A 14,371-nucleotide genomic window follows, 5' to 3' on the forward strand; every position below is an offset into this window, starting at 1 on the left:
AATGCAGCAAATATTCAGCTTTCTATATAAAAACAGTATCTTATTACTGTTTTTGCTGCTTTTGGGCATATCGTTAACGCTTTCTATCCAGTCACATTCCTACCACCGCAGCAGGGCTATTTCATCTGCCAATGCCGTTTCGGGCTATGTGTATGAGCAAATCAATAAAGTTGAGGAATACCTGGCGCTGAAAGAGCAGAACGAGGCGCTTGCCGCAGAAAACGCCCAGCTGAAGATGATGCTGTACAACACACAGGATACCGCCGCACTCCCGCCTATACAGCTGCCATCAGCCATGGCAAACTTTAAGGTGATACAGTCTAAAGTAATTTACAACTCCTACAGCGAGCACGAGAACTACCTTACCCTTAACAGTGGCCGTAAAGACGGTGTTAAGAAGGATATGGGCGTAGTGAGCAGCAAAGGTGTAGTCGGCATAATTGAAAATACGTCTAATGGCTATGCAACGGTTATCAGTTTATTGAACAGAAAAATAAGGCTTGATGCTAAAATTAAAAAGGCCAACCACTTTGGATCGGTAGTTTGGAATGGTGAAAATGCAGGTTTTGTACAGCTGATTGAAGTACCGAGGCTGGCTTCAGTTAAAAAAGGCGATACAATTGTAACGGGTGGCCGCTCTGATATTTTCCCTGAAAACGTCCCTATAGGAAAAATTGAAAAAATTTATGTTGACAAGAAAACAAATTACTATACAATTGATGTAAGGCTGTTTAATGACATGACGGCATTGGGCCATGTTTACATTATTGAGAACAAAGATCGTGACGAAATAAAACAACTGCAAGCACTAAGCGAAGATGAATAGTACTGTAATTATAAACATACTACGTTTTATTGCGCTTTTGGCGGCACAGGTTATTATATTTAACCGTGTTGATTTATTCGGTATTGCAGAAGCTTACCCCTATATCCTGTTCATACTCCTGTTTCCGGTTAACGGTAACAGGGCGGTATTGCTGCTTTCGGCATTTACAATGGGAATTTTGCTTGATATGTTCCTAAACTCAGGAGGTTCGCACGCTGTAGCGTGTACGGTACTGGCATATATAAGGCCTTCCATCTTCAGGTTTTCATTCGGTGTGAGCTACGAGTACCAGACCGTGAAAATAAATGACAGGCTTTCGCCGGAAAGATTTTCATTTCTTCTTATTTCTGTTGTAACGCATCATTTAATTTTATATCTTTTGGAGGCATTCAGGTTTGGCCTGATACTCGAGGTTTTACTGCGTACGGTGCTTACATCGCTATTTACGCTGTTGCTTTGCATAACTATAATTTACCTGATTAAGCCGGGCAAACAATGAGAAAGATCTTACTGCCAACAATTATCATCGCCGCAGCCATACTGATTACGGCACGGCTTTTTATTTACAGATTCTTGATGACACTTACATCAAGAAATCTGAGAATAATGCTATCAAAATTAAATACGAATATCCTGAACGCGGCTATATTTATGACCGTAACGGCAAACTTATGGTAGCCAACCAGCCTTCTTATGACATTATGGTGACCCCTAATGATATGCCGAGGGAAGGTGTTGACACACTTGAAATATGCCGCTTGCTTAACATTGACAAAGAATATTTTAAAGAGCGTATTGCCAAGGCCAAAGTTTACAGCCCGCTGCTGCCATCTGTATTTCTGCCTCAGCTTAATAAAAAAGAATTCGCGGCTTTCCAGGAAAAGATACGCCGATATAAAGGCTTTGATATTGTAAAACGTTCGCTGCGCGATTACCAGACCAATGTCGGTGCAAACATCTTCGGTTATATTGCTCAGGTAAACGATAACATCATAAAAAAAAATCCATACTACAAAAGCGGGGACCTCATAGGCCGGCAGGGTGTGGAAGAAATGTATGAAGAGATACTGCGCGGCGTAAAAGGCGTAAAATACGTTCAGCGCGACCGTGACAACCGTGAGATAGGCTCATTTAAAGATGGGATATACGATACAATTGCACAACAGGGGCAGGATATTACTCTTACCATTGACATGGAACTGCAAAAGTATGGTGAGGCGCTCATGTTTGAAAAGCGTGGTGGCATTGTGGCAATTGAGCCTAGCAGTGGCGAAATACTGGCATTGGTATCTGCCCCAACTTATGACCCGGCAATACTTGTTGGCCGTGAGCGTTCAAAGAACTTTACAGCCATGATGCGTGACACCATCACCATGCCGTTGTTTGACAGGCCCTTGCTTGCTGAATACCCACCGGGATCACCATTTAAGATACTTACAGGATTGATTGGCCTTCAGGAAGAAGTGATTGATGAGCATTCAACATTTTTATGCCGCCATGGCTTTTCTTACGGGCGTGGTGCATTTATGAAGTGTCACTGTCCGGGCGGCGCCATACAACTGCATAACGGTATCTATAAATCATGCAACGCCTATTTTGGGGGGTACTTACAAACTTATTATTGACAAATATCCCAATCCGTCAAGTGGCGTAAATGCATGGGCCAATCACCTGAAGAGTTTTGGACTAGGCCAGTTTATGGGTTATGACTTACCGCAGGGGCGAAAAGGCCGTATACCTGATGCTAAATATTATAAATTCTGGTATCCTAACGGCGGGTGGCGAAGCTCAACCATTATCTCCAATTCAATTGGGCAGGGTGAGGTTTCTATGACGCCTATACAGCTGGCAAACATGATGGCGACTGTAGCCAACCAGGGATGGTACTACACACCGCACATTATCAAAAAAATCGAAGGCCGCAAGATTGACAAGAAATTTACAACGAAGCATTATACATCAATCGAAAAGCAATATTTCAAACCGGTGATTGATGGCCTGTTTGATGTATACAACCTTGGTACTGCCCGTGGCGTACGTGTTGAAGGGATAGAGATATGCGGCAAAACCGGTACTGCAGAGAATTTTACAAAAATTAACGGTAAGAAAACACAGCTTGATGACCACTCTATATTCGTTGCATTTGCACCAAGAGAAAACCCAAAGATTGCTATTGCTGTGTTTGTAGAAAACGGTTACTGGGGCGCTCGCTGGGCGGGCCCTATTGCCAGCCTTATGATTGAAAAGTACCTGCGTGGTATCATTACCCGTACCGACCTTGAAAAGCGCATGCTTGAAAATGGGCTTAAGGCTACCTATGAAAAATATTTAAGCGGAGAACCTTTCAGCATCAATAAATAGATGAAGAACCAGAGTGTTTCAGGAAATATCGACTGGATAAGCATATTGCTGTATGCCGTGCTTGTTATTATGGGCTGGATGACTATATACAGTGCATCGCTTCCTGAAACAGAAACTTCTTTTTTGACATGAGCCAGTCTTACGGCAAGCAGATATTTTTTATCATGCTGAGCGTCATACTCATTTTTATGGTGCTTGCCGTTGATGCCAAGATATATGAAAAATATGCACTGATTTTTTATGGCTTATCCATACTTCTGCTGGTCGGGCTATTTGCGTTTGGTTCTGTTATTAAAGGGCAGCGTAACTGGTATTCTTTTGGCGGATTTGGCTTGCAGCCTTCAGAGTTTGCCAAGATCGCAGCATCACTGGTACTGTCAAAGTTCCTTAGTGATGTACAGATAAACCTCAAGAACACTAACCATCAGCTTATAGCTTTCGGTATTATACTCCTACCCGTAGGGCTTATTCTTATGCAGCCAGATGCCGGTAGTGCCATGATATTCTTCTCACTGGTGCTTGTACTGCACCGCGAAGGTTTGCCTGCATGGTACCTTGTTACAGGTGTGACAGCCATTGTGCTCTTTCTCCTTGCTTTGTTCGTAAAACCTGTAATATTAATAGGGCTTGCGCTTATAATTATCATAGCACAATATTTTGTGTCGAGGCGGGCATACCGAAACCCGATACTTTCCACTATGATTTTCATAGCGATTTCAGGGTTTGTATTTTCTGTGGATTATGTATATGAAAATGTACTGGAAGGCCACCAGAAAGACCGTATCAACGTTCTTTTTGATAAAAATGTAAACCTGAAGAAAGAGGGGTATAACCTCAACCAGAGCCTTATAGCTATTGGTTCAGGCGGATGGTTTGGTAAGGGCTATCTTGAAGGCACGCAGACCAAAGGCGGCTTTGTACCCGAGCAGCATACCGACTATATATTCACAACCGTAGGTGAAGAATGGGGATTTGTAGGTGCGGTTGTTGTAATTGCTGTTTTCGTCACACTCCTCTTGCGGATCGTCTATATGGCAGAACGGCAAAAATCCAAGTTTAGCCGGACGTATGGGTACTGCGTTGCTTCCATACTCTTCATGCACTTCTTCGTGAATATTACCATGCTTATCAAGCTGTTCCCAACTATTGGGGTGCCCCTGCCCTTCTTCAGCTATGGCGGGTCGAGCTTATTTGCCTTTACCATATTGCTATTCATTTTTATTAAAATGGATGCCAATAAAGTAAATGAATGGTAATTTTTGGATTGTTAGAATTTTAGATTATTCGATTGCAAGACACTTTGACTGAAGTTTGCGCTTCGACAAGTTTCAGCGGGACTGTAAACTGCGACCGCGACTGTAAACTTTTACTCACTCTTTACATCAAGCGCATCCCGTAATGCATTGCCCACCATCATAAAAGCCAACACTAAAAGCAACATGGCGATACCCGGCGCTAAGGCAAGATAAGGCTTGCCAAGAATGATATAATTATAATGGTCTTTTATCATGCCACCCCAGCTGGGTACGGGCGGTTGTGCGCCAAGCCCGAGGAAACTAAGCCCGCTTTCTACAAGTATGGCCGAAGCAAAGTTAGCCGCAGAGATTACTATTACCGGCGCCATACTGTTGGGCAGTATGTGGTTAAAGATAATCCTGCCGTTGCGGTATCCCAGTGCTCTGGCTGCTGTAACAAACTGCATCTGTTTTATGCTCATCACCTGCCCGCGTACTACACGTGCCACCTCAACCCACATAGTAAGGCCTACCGCTACAAACACCTGCCAGAAGCCTTTACCCAATGCCAGTGTGATTGCAATGACCAAAAGCAGCGTAGGGATAGACCATATTACATTTACCAGCCACATCACAAAGGCGTCTACCTTACCGCCGTAATAGCCGGCTATTGCACCGAAAAAGATTCCTACAACAAGTGATATAAGCACTGCTACAAATCCTATGGATATGGAAACCCGCGAACCCACCAAAAGCCTGCTTAGCATATCCCTCCCCTGGCTGTCGGTGCCTAGGATGAATTTTTCTACAGCGATGTTTTCTTTCTGTATTGCTTCAGCAGATTTATTGCCGAAGGCCGTAAGCGGAACTGACTTCTTTTGTGCCAGTGACGGGTCGGTGTTGTACTCGGTATAGCGCAGGCTATCTTTGGTGAAACTATAATCAAGCACAGGAAATTTCTGTGGCGGGTTTGGGTTGCCTGAGAAATAATGCCCCACACTCATCTCTGAACCTTCACCAGGCAGCGTGATCATAGTAACTGTAAAGCCCGGCGGCTTGGAATGGATAGCCAGGTCGCCCCAGTTGGCATTTTGGCTTTTATCGGGTGCAAGCACATAGGCAAATACCGCTATAAGCAGCATCAGTACAATAAACACTAAACTGAAAACGCCCCAAAAGTTCTTTTTAAACTTTTGGAGCGCTATCCCTGTAAGCGACTTATTCGCGTTATCCATGCAAAATTATCGTGATTTAACCGCTTTGTCTTTATTTGTCATTGTTAGCGAAGCAGATGGCTTACCGCCCTTCATATCCTGCAGGATATTTACCGCTTCTTCAACATAGATATCCTTTGAAAGGCTTTCATACCAGCGGTTTTTCTTTTCGGCCAGCGCCGGGTCTTTCTTCGCAGCTTCCTGGTCTGCAGGCAGGCCTGTAAACTTCAGCTTACTGTTATACTCTGTAAGAGCTTTAAACTTTTTAGTGAAGGCTTCGCTCTTGTCAAGCTCTGCCTTAAACTTATCATAGTTAAGCGCATAGGTACTTTCGTCTTTCTTCTCATTCACCCATTTGGCATTTTCGTCCATTAGCTTAAACTGCTCGCTGGCTGCCATACGTTTTTTGCTTGCTGCTTTTACAGCTTCAAAGTTATTTTTGAATGGCTTGTAGCCTGCACCGTCTATTTTGTCATACGGCAATGCAAACTCGCTGTCACGCTCACCCATTTCAATATAAGCATACCTGTCAGGCATTATGATATCGCTATAGACACCTTCGCGCTGTACAGAGCCACCATTTATGCGGTAGTACTTCTGAGTAGTGATTTTTATAGCGCCGAGGTCGCCCATTGAATTTTCACGCACAAACTGGTTCATGTCTATGATGTTTTGTACAGTACCTTTACCATAAGTATGGCGGCTTCCTAAAATCAATCCCCTGTTATAATCCTGTATTGCGGCTGCAAAAATTTCTGATGCTGATGCCGAGAAATTATTTACCAGCACTACAAGCGGCCCATCCCACTGTACGCGAGAGTCGGTATCACTCAGCACCTCTTTTTTCTTACCGGTAGATTTCACCTGCACCACAGGACCCTGCGGTATGAACAGGCCTACCATGTCAACAACTGTTTTAAGTGCGCCACCGCCATTGTCGCGAAGGTCAAGCGCAATGCCTTCTACTCCTGCTGCTTTAAGCCTTTCCACTTCGGCTGCAACATCTTTAGCTGCATCGCGGCTGTCTTTATTTTCAAAGTCGATGTAGAATTTCGGGAGATTGATAACGCCATACAGCTTGCCGTCTTTATTCACAATGCTTGACTTGGCATAGGTTTCTTCAATCTCTACAACTTCCCTTGTAATCTCAATAACTTTTATAGCGCCGTCAACTTTCTTAACGGTAAGCTTTACCTTAGTACCTTTCGGCCCTTTTATTTTCTTAACCACATCGTCAAGACGCATACCGGCTACATCAATAGCCTCACCGCCTGCCTGGGCAACTTTCATGATTAGGTCGCCCTGCTCAAGCTCTTTGCCCCTCCAGGCAGGGCCGCCCGGTATAAGCTCAGAGATCTCAACATAGTCATTCTTCTTCATCAACCTTGCGCCAATACCTTCAAGAGAGCCTCTCATACTGGTATCAAACTTCTCTTTATCGTCAGGAGCAAAATAGAATGTATGGGGGGTCAAAACGCTCTGCAATAGCATTTATATAAACACTGAACCACTCATCACGCTTCAGCTCATCAATAAAATCGAAATATTGGTTAAGCGATTGTAACGACGCTTCGCGCGATTCTTTCTCCAGTTCGGCAAAAGACTTCATTTTATAAGATGCATCTTTTTTCTGCTTATCCTGCTCTACCTTTTGCTTATCAGTGATAGACGACAATACAGAAAGTTTCATTTGCTTCTCCCAACGTTTTTTCAGGTCAGCTTCAGATTTAGCAAACGGCTGCTTTTCATAATCAACGTTAAGTTCTTCGTTTGCAGTAAAATCAAACGGCTTTGCCATAATTTCTTTGTAGAAACCTTCAGCAGCCTTAATCCTTTTCAGCAGCCTGTCATATGTCAGGTTAAAGAATGTCAGGTCGCGATTGTTTATCTGGTCATCCAGCTGTGTTTCATACTTTGCAAACTCATCGATATCACTCTGTATGAAGAAACGCTTTGAAGGGTCTATTGACTCCATGTACTGCTTATACACACCCTTGCTGAAGTTATCATCAATAGCAGCAGGGTCATAATGGCCGCGCTCAACCACAAAGGTAAGCAGTTCAAGCAGCAACTTATCCCTGTCAGGGTCTGCGCTTACTGCCTTTTTTGTAGGTACAAAACTCAACAGCGCTACTGCAAGCACAGCAACGAAAGCGATTATCTTATAATTCCTTTTCATAAATGCCATAAAATTATTCATTACAATACATCATTAAAAAGCGTGCCAAAAATATCAGAGACACGCGCTGCACCATCTTTTACAAAAACATAATCAGCAAACGTAAAATTACAATTCTTATTTGATATAATATCTAAAAAGATGTTTAAGAATTGGTGTGAAACCATACAATTTTGTTACAGTTAAAAATAGTCATTTACGTTAATTAACCTTTAATGCCATGTTAAAATAATACTTATTTAAATCAATTTTTTAATATTTGCCCCAAACTATTTAAACTAAATGAGATGAAAAAAGTGTTTTTTGCTGCAGCGCTAATCGGACTTACGTTCGCGGCCTGCTCTGATGATGACGACCAGCAAACTAATGTGTCGGTTGAAGGCAACTGGAAACTTACCGGCTTCACCCTTGATGAACCTGTGGATTTTAACCAGGACGGCACAGCGACTGCAAACCTAATCGGCGAAACAGGATGCTATACTAATTCCGGAATTGTTTTTTTAGGTACCGGGCAGGCAATTGTAAGCCTTGAAGGGCTTGATGCAGAGCTTATTGTTGAAGGCGGCACCGAGACTGTAAATATTGATTGCCTTCCTGCCGATGTGTTTACAGGGCCTTATACAGTAACAGAAAATACTGTAGTACTTTCAGGAGATTTAGGTGACGGCGAAGAGGATGTTGTGATGACACGGAGCGGAAATACGCTATCAGTATATTTTCCTGAAGTACAGGATGTACCTGTAGAAGGCACAAACGGTGAAGTTACTTATGATTTGGTAGGCGGAACGCTTACATTTACAAAGCAATAAACTGGTTAAACATTATTAGATGCCCTGCTGTTGCGGGGCATCTTTTTTTAATTTTCACTACATTTACTAAAACTAAAAACTGCTATTATGAAGAAATTATTTTTTGCTGCCGCATTAATTGGGCTTACATTGATGTCTTGCGGCGATGATGACAGCAACCCGACAACTGTAAATGCCTCTATTGATGGCACATGGAAACTTACAGGCATAATACTTGATGACGCTTATGATTTTGATGGGGATGGCACGGCCAGCACAAATCTTGTTACAGAAACAAACTGTTTTAATAACTCTAAGTTGATTTTTGCAAACGGCCAAATCTTCATCACAGGCGAAGATGTATCAATTTCATCTGAAGGTACAGGCTCAAACGCCATATATTCCTTTGAATGTGATCCTGCAGATACTGCTGTAAGCACATATACTGTAACCGACAACCAGGTGATTGTAGGTACCGGAGAAGATGCGGCATTTTTAACACGCAATGGCAATACACTCACCATTTATGATGAAGCCGCAACTTATATTTCTATGATAAGTGCCGGCGGCACTTTCTATCTTGATATTCCCGGAACATATATTTTTACAAAACAGTGATATCTTAATATCAGTTCATTTGAAATTTCGATATAACATTTATTATCTGATTACATGAAGAAATTATTTTTTGCAGCTGCATTGATTGGGCTTACACTGATTTCCTGCGGCGATGATGACAGCAATCCGACAACGGTTAATGTCTCTATAGACGGTACATGGAATCTTACAGGCTTTACACTTGACAATGCTATTGACCTGAATGGTGACGGTGTAGCATCGACAGATATGGTAAACGAAACAGATTGTTACAGTAATTCTGAACTTGTTTTTACCAGTGCGACTGAGGTTTCATTAATGCTTGAAGGTTTAGATATTGAGGTGAGCGGTAATGGTAATGACATTACGCTGACTGTTGACTGCCTGGCTGCAGAAACACTTACCGGAACTTACACTGTAACAGAAAACACTGTGACGCTGAGCGGGGAGATTGGCAATCAGGGCGAAGATGTTGTTATGGTACGCAGCGGCAATACCTTATCGGTAGAATTTAATGAAATCCAGTCAATACCTATTGACGGGCCTAACGGAACTACATTTTTTGATGTAGTTGGCGGTACGGTTACCTTCACGAAACAATAATTTTTACAGCAAAATGAATATGCCCTGCTTAAGCGGGGCTTTTTTTTACAATATGATAAATTAAATTAATAGTATTTTTGACTCTCAAAATCATATAATGAAATACTACATCATTGCCGGTGAAGCATCAGGCGACCTGCACGGGGCCAACCTGATGAAAGAACTTTTTAAGCAAGACCCTGCTGCCGATATACGTTTTTGGGGCGGCGACCTTATGGCTGCCACCGGCGGAACACTGGTAAAACACTACCGCGACCTGGCTTTTATGGGTTTTGCCGAAGTGGTACAGAACCTGGGCACCATCCTCAGAAACATTAAATTTTGCAAGGCTGATATTACGGCCTTTAACCCTGATGTAATTATTTTTATTGACTATCCCGGCTTCAACATGCGCATTGCCAAATGGGCAAAACCGCTGGGTTACAAAACACACTATTACATTTCTCCTCAAATTTGGGCTTGGAAAGAAAACCGCATAAAAGCCATAAAACGCGATGTGGATAAAATGTACATAATCCTCCCTTTCGAAAAAGAATTCTACGAGAACAAACACGATTACAAAGTAGAATTTGTAGGCCACCCGCTTATAGATGCCATACATAACCGCCCTGCTACAGATGTTGAAGCTTTTAAAAAGGATAACCGGCTTGATGAAAGGCCTGTGATAGCACTGCTGCCGGGAAGCCGCAAGCAGGAAATATCAAAGATGCTTGGTATAATGCTATCGGTAGTTGACGATTTCCCTGACCACCAATTCGTAATAGCAGGCGCACCAAGCCAGGATTATGAATTTTACAGGCAGTTCATCACAAGCGAAAATGTGAAATTCATTTCCAACAAAACCTATGACCTGCTTTCGATAGCACATGCGGCGCTGGTAACGTCGGGCACCGCCACTTTAGAGACGGCGTTATTCAAGGTTCCTGAAGTGGTTTGCTACAAAGGCGGATGGATATCTTACCAGATTGCGAAACGTATTATCACGCTGAAATACATCTCTCTTGTAAACCTGATCATGGACAAAGAAGTGGTAAAAGAACTTATACAGGATGAATGCAATAAAAAAAATATCAGAATAGAACTCCAAAAGATTTTAACACCTGAAAACCGCCAAAACCTTCTGAAACAGTACGATTTACTGGAAAAAAAATTGGGTGGGCCGGGTGCCAGTTTGAAAACAGCGAGACTCATAATCAATAATTTAACATAGCATCATAAAATTTTATTAAAATCAATTCGTTATATTTGCCAATAAACCTTAGTTGAATTTGATAAAATAAAAGTTTTGAAAAACCTCCTGCAACTGTCCCTTTTGGCGATAGTGATGCTTTCAGGGAAAGCACACAGCCAGATAGTAACCTCTAAAAAAGAAGCTGAAAAAAAGGGATTTACTCTTATACTGAAAAAGCCGCTAAGCCGGTAATCGCAAAAAATGATAACCCGACCGTAAGTGACAGCGACATGGCATCATTGTTTGGCAATGCGCCTGTTGTAGCTTATGAACCGGCAAAACAAGTAACCCAGAAAGAGATAAGGAAGGGTGGCCCGAGCAAACTTGAAGCTCCTGCCAAAAAGAAAAACATTATCATTGAAACTGAAGCAGACGCTGATTTTACCCCATACTCAGATGATTACCTTGGCGAACAGCTGGCAAATAATGCCGTAGCTGAGTTTGAAGGTGTGCGCTACCGCGGTGGCGGCACCACCAAAGCAGGAATGGACTGTTCAGGTATGGTGTACGCCACTTTTAAGCTTTTTGATATAACATTGCCGCGCAGCTCGCATGCTATGGTTTCAGCTACAAATAAGGTTGATTTAAGCGAGGTGAAAAAGGGCGACCTTTTATTCTTCAAAAACAACCGCCGCAGGAACATCATCAATCATGTTGGGATTGTGACTGAAGTTACTGAAGAGGGCGAAGTGAAATTTCTTCACTCATCTACAAGCAGCGGTGTTATCGTATCTTCTATGAATGAGGCCTACCACAAAAACACTTTTGTTTCTGCTGGCCGATACAATGGTAACTAGGTTTTAAATCAACATTTTCAATATCTTCGCATCGCCATGCCGATATTGAGATACCCCATTGTTTCCCTTACGCTGTTTTTGCCGTTGGCATTTGCTTTGGCAGATATTTGCATCCGGATAATAATGTACTTTTCGCGGCAGTATCAGCAATTGTCTTAATCACTATACTGCTTTATTTTCTTTCAAAGAAAAATGCAGCAATCGCCAAATATTTTACGGTCAGCGCTTATTTGGCGCTGCTATTTTGTGGTGCAGCAGTATATCGGTTCCATTATGCCCCTTCCCACAAACTGCATTATAGTCATGCATTAGGCGAAAGCACTCCTGTAATTGAGGGATATGTATCAGAACGCCTTAAACCAAATGAGTTTGCCGAGAAGTATTATTTCGAGGTAAATGAAGTTGACGGAAAACGCGCGACAGGTAAAATCCTACTGACATTACCGAAAGACAGTACTCACACCATATTTCATGAAGGACAGCGCCTGCTGATTCATGCCGAACCTCAAGCTGTACCAAAAGCACTTAATCCTTACCAGTTTGATTACAGTGAATATTTGCGCAATCAAAATGTTTTTCACCGGATTACGCTGAAGAAGAATTTTGCAAAAATCGGTTTTGAGAAAAACGCAGATTTTTATCTCGGAAAAGTACGCGAAAATCTGAGCCGAAGTTTTGACATCCATGGTTACGATCCTACTGTTAAAAAACTGTTAAACGCTTTACTGTTGGGCCAACGGCAGGACATGGAAAAATCGATAACTGAAAACTATACTAACACCGGAGTTGTACACATTTTGGCAATATCAGGTTTGCATTTTGGGGTGCTGTATATAATCCTTGGATTTTTACTCGCTCCACTTAACCGTTTTGGCAGCAATGGCAGGCTTTTACGGCTCGTTTTAACCATAGGGGCGCTATGGCTATTTGCGTTTATTTCGGGTATGTCTGCCTCGGTTGTACGCAGTGTTGTCACTTTCACATTTATCGGGATTGGGCTTTACATCAATCGCAACAGCAACATATACAATTCGTTAGCGGCATCAATGTTTTTCATATTGCTATTCACACCAAATTTTTTGTTTGATGTTGGCTTTCAGTTAAGCTATGGGGCCGTAATTGCGATAGTTGCATTGCAGCCTGTTTATAAACGTTTCCCGAAGTCGAAATACAAGGTTATTAACAATGTCTCTGAAACCGTATGGCTTTCACTCGCAGCCCAGCTTGGCGTTCTGCCTCTTTGCCTGTATTATTTTAATCAATTCCCATTGCTGTTTTTAGTTGCAAATATCATAGTCGTACCGCTTTCCACATTGGTTTTGTTATTGGGATTGCTGGTACTGGCATTGAATTATATTTGGCAAGCGGCAGCAATTGCTATAGGTCACCTGCTCGAATTCCTTATTGAAATCATGAATGAATTCACAGCATGGATAGCATCGTTTAAAGATTTTATCTTACAGGATATCCCTTTTACATTATTGCTGGCGATAGTACTTTACGCTGTAGTTTTCGGATTGGGCAGATGGCTTTTAAGAATGGACTATCGCAGGACTATGGCGATGCTGATTGCAATCATTGCGCTTCAGTGCTTATACCTGTTTACAAAACTAAGGGCTGATGATCAAAACGAGATGGTTGTTTTCAATGACTGGAATAGCTCGCTCATTACTGAAAAACATGATAAGACAGTTATTGCTTTCAGCAATGATACTGCAATATTTACGAACAGAAACCTGAAAGCATATGCTCGTTGCTATTTCAGCGACAGCATTATTATAAAGCCTCTACAAAACGTTTACTGGCATGGAGGGCATAAAGTATTGCTAATCGACAGTACGGCCTCTTACAGACCTGATTTGAGACCTGATATACTTGTGCTTACACAGTCGCCAAAGATTAATCTTGAAAAAGTAATTTCAGAGTTAAAGCCGAAGAATATAGTTGCCGATGCAAGCAATTACAAATACATGGTAAACCGCTGGAAAGCAACCTGCCGTAAACAAAAAATCCCTTTTCATGCCACAGCCGAAAAGGGATTTTATAAAGTTGACTAACTATTATTTTTTCTTCAATATCGGCATTAGCAGGTCTGGCGTGTGGTAGCCTACAATACGCTCTTTTACCTCTCCCTTTGTATCAAATATCATCATAGACGGGTAAGCTTCAACTTTAAGCAGGTATGTAAACTCGTGCACTGCATTACGCCCAGTACGGCCCGCAACATACTGCGGATTGGTATACTTTTTACCTTTAAAATTCACTTCGCTGTTACCTTCGGCATTAAATTTTACCGCGTAGTAATTCGCGTTAACAAATTCTACAACTTCTTTGTCGTGGAAAGTATTTTTGTCAAGCATTTTGCATGGACCGCACCAGTCGGTGTATACGTCCATAAAAATAGGCTTAGCTTTTTTCTTCTGGGCTGCAAGGGCTTCATCCATTGTCATCCATTTTATTTCCTGAGCCTGCACTGCCATTGAGCCAAGTGCAATAAAAAGTGCTAAAAGTAATTTTTTCATTTTTTATAAAAGTTTAAT

General features: G+C 42.1%; 11 protein-coding genes and 3 pseudogenes. 11 read left to right on the plus strand and 3 right to left on the minus strand.

Annotated elements, in window-relative coordinates; translation table 11 throughout:
• The first annotated feature begins 1 nt into the window (after position 1).
• The 4 genes and pseudogenes from mreC to rodA all read left to right on the plus strand — a co-directional run bounded on the left by mreC (position 2) and on the right by rodA (position 4,443).
• A complete protein-coding gene (gene mreC / locus LRS05_RS14995; RefSeq protein WP_257869058.1) occupies positions 2 to 826 on the plus strand; it encodes a rod shape-determining protein MreC in 825 nt (274 codons plus the stop codon).
• The gene (locus LRS05_RS15000; RefSeq protein ID WP_257869059.1) at positions 819 to 1,325 is read left to right on the plus strand and encodes a rod shape-determining protein MreD; all 507 of its coding nucleotides are present in this window, start codon (positions 819 to 821) and stop codon (positions 1,323 to 1,325) included. Before mreC ends, LRS05_RS15000 begins: the two co-directional genes overlap by 8 nt.
• A pseudogene (gene mrdA / locus LRS05_RS15005) lies at positions 1,322 to 3,187 on the plus strand (penicillin-binding protein 2). Before LRS05_RS15000 ends, mrdA begins: the two are co-directional and overlap by 4 nt.
• A pseudogene (rodA, locus tag LRS05_RS15010) lies at positions 3,188 to 4,443 on the plus strand (rod shape-determining protein RodA).
• A gap of 110 nt (positions 4,444 to 4,553) precedes the next feature.
• Here the strand turns inward: rodA and LRS05_RS15015 are convergent.
• Together LRS05_RS15015 and LRS05_RS15020 are read right to left on the minus strand one after the other, a co-directional pair.
• A complete protein-coding gene (locus LRS05_RS15015; protein ID WP_257869060.1) occupies positions 4,554 to 5,657 on the minus strand; it encodes an ABC transporter permease in 1,104 nt (367 codons plus the stop codon).
• Between the two features lie 6 nt (positions 5,658 to 5,663).
• Positions 5,664 to 7,836 (minus strand): annotated as a pseudogene (locus LRS05_RS15020) (carboxy terminal-processing peptidase).
• A 266-nt stretch (positions 7,837 to 8,102) separates the two neighbouring features.
• Here LRS05_RS15020 and LRS05_RS15025 point away from each other — a divergent pair.
• The 7 genes from LRS05_RS15025 to LRS05_RS15055 all read left to right on the plus strand — a co-directional run bounded on the left by LRS05_RS15025 (position 8,103) and on the right by LRS05_RS15055 (position 13,888).
• Positions 8,103 to 8,624, plus strand: coding sequence for a hypothetical protein (locus LRS05_RS15025; RefSeq protein ID WP_257869061.1), 522 nt, complete (start codon positions 8,103 to 8,105; stop codon positions 8,622 to 8,624).
• A gap of 87 nt (positions 8,625 to 8,711) precedes the next feature.
• Complete coding sequence (locus LRS05_RS15030; RefSeq protein ID WP_257869062.1) at positions 8,712 to 9,221, plus strand: DUF5004 domain-containing protein; 510 nt, start codon at positions 8,712 to 8,714, stop codon at positions 9,219 to 9,221.
• Positions 9,222 to 9,275: 54 nt separating this feature from the next.
• A complete protein-coding gene (locus LRS05_RS15035) occupies positions 9,276 to 9,803 on the plus strand; it encodes a lipocalin family protein (protein WP_257869063.1) in 528 nt (175 codons plus the stop codon).
• A gap of 97 nt (positions 9,804 to 9,900) precedes the next feature.
• On the plus strand, positions 9,901 to 11,013 hold the full coding sequence (gene lpxB, locus LRS05_RS15040) for a lipid-A-disaccharide synthase (protein ID WP_257869064.1): 1,113 nt from the start codon (positions 9,901 to 9,903) through the stop codon (positions 11,011 to 11,013).
• A 75-nt stretch (positions 11,014 to 11,088) separates the two neighbouring features.
• The gene (locus tag LRS05_RS15045; protein ID WP_257869065.1) at positions 11,089 to 11,226 is read left to right on the plus strand and encodes a hypothetical protein; all 138 of its coding nucleotides are present in this window, start codon (positions 11,089 to 11,091) and stop codon (positions 11,224 to 11,226) included.
• Positions 11,227 to 11,264: 38 nt separating this feature from the next.
• Positions 11,265 to 11,831, plus strand: coding sequence for a C40 family peptidase (locus tag LRS05_RS15050; RefSeq protein WP_257869066.1), 567 nt, complete (start codon positions 11,265 to 11,267; stop codon positions 11,829 to 11,831).
• Positions 11,832 to 11,938: 107 nt separating this feature from the next.
• The gene (locus LRS05_RS15055; RefSeq protein WP_257869067.1) at positions 11,939 to 13,888 is read left to right on the plus strand and encodes a ComEC/Rec2 family competence protein; all 1,950 of its coding nucleotides are present in this window, start codon (positions 11,939 to 11,941) and stop codon (positions 13,886 to 13,888) included.
• A 3-nt stretch (positions 13,889 to 13,891) separates the two neighbouring features.
• Here LRS05_RS15055 and LRS05_RS15060 read toward each other — a convergent pair whose 3' ends face one another.
• Positions 13,892 to 14,353, minus strand: coding sequence for a thioredoxin fold domain-containing protein (locus LRS05_RS15060; protein WP_257869068.1), 462 nt, complete (start codon positions 14,351 to 14,353; stop codon positions 13,892 to 13,894).
• Positions 14,354 to 14,371: the final 18 nt, after the last annotated feature.

This window comes from Flavobacterium sp. J372, from assembly GCF_024699965.1.
Taxonomy (GTDB): Bacteria; Bacteroidota; Bacteroidia; order Flavobacteriales; family Flavobacteriaceae; genus Flavobacterium.